Genomic DNA, 3,586 nt, shown 5'->3' with positions numbered 1-3,586 from the left:
GCGTGTATCCGATCCAAGCTGTGGAGAAGCACTACGCCTGGGGCTCACATGACCGACTGCAGCGCATGTTCCATCTGCATGAGTCAGACGAACGCCAGGGGGACACCTTGGCGGAGATGTGGTTCAGCGGACACACCGAATCCCCCTCGCCCCTGACCCTGCCCGATGGCTCGCTGCTGCCTCTGACCGTGGCCATTCGCCGCAATCCCATGGCCATGCTAGGGGAGCGGGACTCCCGCCTCTTCGGCCCCACCCTGCCCTACCTGTTCAAGATCATCTCGGCCCGCATTCCTCTGTCTTTGCAGGTGCATCCCCTGGATTTCGAGGCCCGTGCCGGTTTCAACCGTGAGAATGCCCTGGGGGTACCTGACGACGATCCCAGCCGCTCCTTTCACGACAGTCTGGCCAAGAACGAGATGGTGGTGGCCTTGGAGCCCTTCCAGGCCTGTGTAGGCTTCGCGACCATCTCCACGCAGCTGACTCTCCTACGCGCCGTGGACCACCCTCTGGCCGAGCTGATGACCGAGGCGTTGACCGCCCGCACCTTCCACCTGGGGGTTCCCCCGGCCCACTTTGCTGCGGCTGATGCCATGATGCCGGTCTCCTCTCTGATCTGGCCGGACTCCCGCCGACGTATTTTCCGGGCCTTCCACGCCGCTGTTACTGCTGAACCAGAGGCGGCCCGAGGTCTGGAGGAAGCCTTGGAGGCTGCTGCTGGGCGGCTGCGATCCAAGCGGGCGGGATCTGTGCTGGACCATGCCCTGTGTGCCGCTCGAGCCTTTCCGGATGACCCCGCTGTGCTCTGCTTGCTTATGCTCAACCCTGTGGACCTGGAGGAGGGCGATTCGGTCTATATCCCGGCCGGGACCCCTCACGCATACATCCACGGCACCGCGGCAGAGATCATGACCAACTCCGACAATGTGCTCAGGGCCGGCATGACACCTAAGCATCGGGACATTCCCAACCTCCTGCACAGTCTGGACTGCCAGCCTTCGGTCCCCATTGACCCATCAAGCTCCATGATCGCCACCCTGATCATGCACAATATGGTGACCTACCGGCCCAAGATCAATGAATACATGCTTGTCTACGGGCACGTGGAGGAGGGTGGAGCCACTTGGCCCCTACTCAATAGGCTTCAGCAGCGCTACGGGGATCTGATAGAGCGTCTGGGGCCGCGCCACCTGATGATTCCCCGCCGTGGACCACGCATCATCGTCTGTACTGATGGCCGGATCCGTTGCACGGCCGCTGAACAGTCCTGTGTACTGGACCAGGGGCGGGCACTCTTTATTCCCTCCGAGGATGGCCGTGTCGACATCACCATGCCCCAAGATTCCAACGATGCCGGCGGATCTTTCCTCCTGGCTTCGACTCCGGTCTGACCTCGTATGAGTGCGGTTCGCTTAGGGTGGACAATGCAGGGGTCAAAATTGTGGGACACGCCGTGGCGGACGGCACGCATGCGGGTTTGCTCATGTCCGCCATATGTCCGTATAATCCTAGCGTATTCCGTGGTTGTCGAAGATGAGCGACCACCGAAGCCATGCTTGAGTACACCAGTATGGACGATTCAGGTCATTTGGCCCGGGTCTTCGTTTGCGTTATGGTGTTCCCTTGTGATGGTTCGTGGTACGGCACGAAAGTCGCGTCGGAACATAAACGGGAGTGATTCTAGATGAAGCATGCTGCGCACAGGGCTTCGGCCAGGCGGGGCGCAGGTGTCGGCAGTCGGTCGACCGGCCGATCGTCGGGCATAACCCAGGCAGCAGGCATTGAGGGTCTTGATGGTGCCTTGACAGCCAAGCTCAACGAGGTAGCCCCTCGGACCCGTCGTTCCATCCGTCTAGCGGCCAAGGCCTCAGCTCGTCGCTCTCATATCATGACCGGTTCTGCTCTGACCGTCCTGGTTGGTGCTGCCGCTTCCTCCATGGCTGTCAGCCAGGCTCGGGGCGACTGGTCCATGCCCTTGGCCGACAGTGTCGCCATCAATTTGGTCACTCCCTCATCTCCCGCTGGCGCCTCTGGAGCAAATGGTGATGCAAGGGTCTCTCGTTCTGATTACCGTCAGCCCTTGGCAACAGCTTCACAACGCAACGAGGGCAGCTGGGAGCTGGGCGAATCAGAACCCGATGCCGGGCAAATGTCTAAATCCCTGGCCAGCAATCCGGTCGTGGCTGTGCTGATGGATGCTAACCGATCAGTACTGCCGGCAGGATTCAATCCCAACCATGTCACTGGAGATGCGGGCAATGCCTACGAGTTCAGCCAGTGCACCTGGTGGGCCTATGTCCGTCGTCACCAGCTGGGTCTGCCGGTGGGTTCACACATGGGCAATGCCAAGGATTGGTCCGGTTCTGCTCGCTCCCTGGGCTATTGGGTGGACAACACGCCACGCAATGTCGGCGATATCGTTGTCTTCCAGGCCGGCCAGGAAGGTTCGGATCCCACTTATGGCCATGTGGCCATCGTCGAGAAAATCAATCCCGACGGTTCCATCGTCACCTCCGAGTGTGGTGCCATCATGAACGGAAAGACTTACTCTCGCACCTTGTCCAATGTGCACGCTTTGAACTACATCCACTACTGATCCTTGACTGCGCGGATCGTGTCCTCTTGTACTTGGTTCTTGTTCCCAATACGTGATAGAATTGTGCCCGATGAAAAAAACACGCAAGTATGTGAGCATGATGGCAGCGGCCACAATCTGTGGCATGCTTTCCATCGGTATACCCGCCGTGGCCCAGGCCAGTGACGGCAGTGAAGCCGCAGTCACTTCGTCGCGTTCATTCACCCCTGGCAGCAAGGTTCGTGCCGATCTGCTGACTGAGTCGACGGCTACCACCGTCGAAAAGGACAGCAGCTGGGGTGGCATCGAGTCTTTGAACGTTCCTGCCACTAAGTCTCAAGCCGAGAAAGATGCTGAAGCCAGAGCCCAGCAGGCTCAGGAACAAGCTCAGGCTGCAGCCAGTCGGCGTCAGTCCGCACAGCAGGTCAGTCGTTCGTCTGCTCGCGCCAGCACCCCCAGCACAGTTACCGATGTGCCGGTCTCCGGAACGGGTGCAGATGTGGTCAACTACGCCCTTCAGTTCCAGGGGATTCCCTATGTGTTTGGAGGGACCGATCCTGCCACGGGCTTCGACTGCTCTGGATTCACCCAGTATGTGTTCGCCCACTTCGGCATCGGTCTGCCCCGCATAGCCGCTGCCCAGGGTTCGGCTGGCGTGCCGGTTACGGATCCAGCCCCTGGCGACCTGATGGTGGCCCCAGATGGCAGCCATGTCGGGATCTATGTTGGCGGCGGTCGTATGATTCACGCCCCGTCCCCCGGCCAGAGCGTCAAGGTTCAGGCGGTCTACCAGATCTTCAACTATCGCCGTCTGGTCTGAGGCAGAGTTTTATACAGGCTTAACGCCCCTACGGGGGCGTTTTGTATATTCAGAGTCGAAGTTCCTCGCGTGTTGGCCTTGCCAACTTATCGATCAGGTCTGCATGCGATATTCTGACAGAAAGAGCGGTGTCGGTTTGTCATCGCCAAGTTTAAAGGAGGTCGTCGGATGAGCAACGACAAGGCTGTTCTGGT

The 3,586-nt window shown here is 59.6% G+C and carries 3 protein-coding genes; all 3 read left to right on the top strand.

All coding sequences use genetic code 11. From position 1 onward, the window contains the following. On the top strand, positions 1-1,388 hold a 1,388-nt coding region (gene manA, locus AC0AP0_RS10405; protein WP_490430407.1), incomplete at its 5' end, for a mannose-6-phosphate isomerase, class I. Positions 1,389-1,681: 293 nt separating this feature from the next. Further along, complete coding sequence (locus tag AC0AP0_RS10400) at positions 1,682-2,593, top strand: CHAP domain-containing protein (protein ID WP_490430406.1); 912 nt, start codon at positions 1,682-1,684, stop codon at positions 2,591-2,593. Between the two features lie 70 nt (positions 2,594-2,663). Beyond that, positions 2,664-3,392, top strand: a complete 729-nt coding sequence (locus tag AC0AP0_RS10395; protein ID WP_490430405.1) for a C40 family peptidase — start codon at positions 2,664-2,666, stop codon at positions 3,390-3,392. Positions 3,393-3,586 lie beyond the last annotated feature (194 nt).

The sequence above is a fragment of the Bifidobacterium sp. POST2/T3 (B1) genome (genome assembly GCF_058197115.1).
This window is presented reverse-complemented; position numbering and strand designations above follow the sequence as displayed.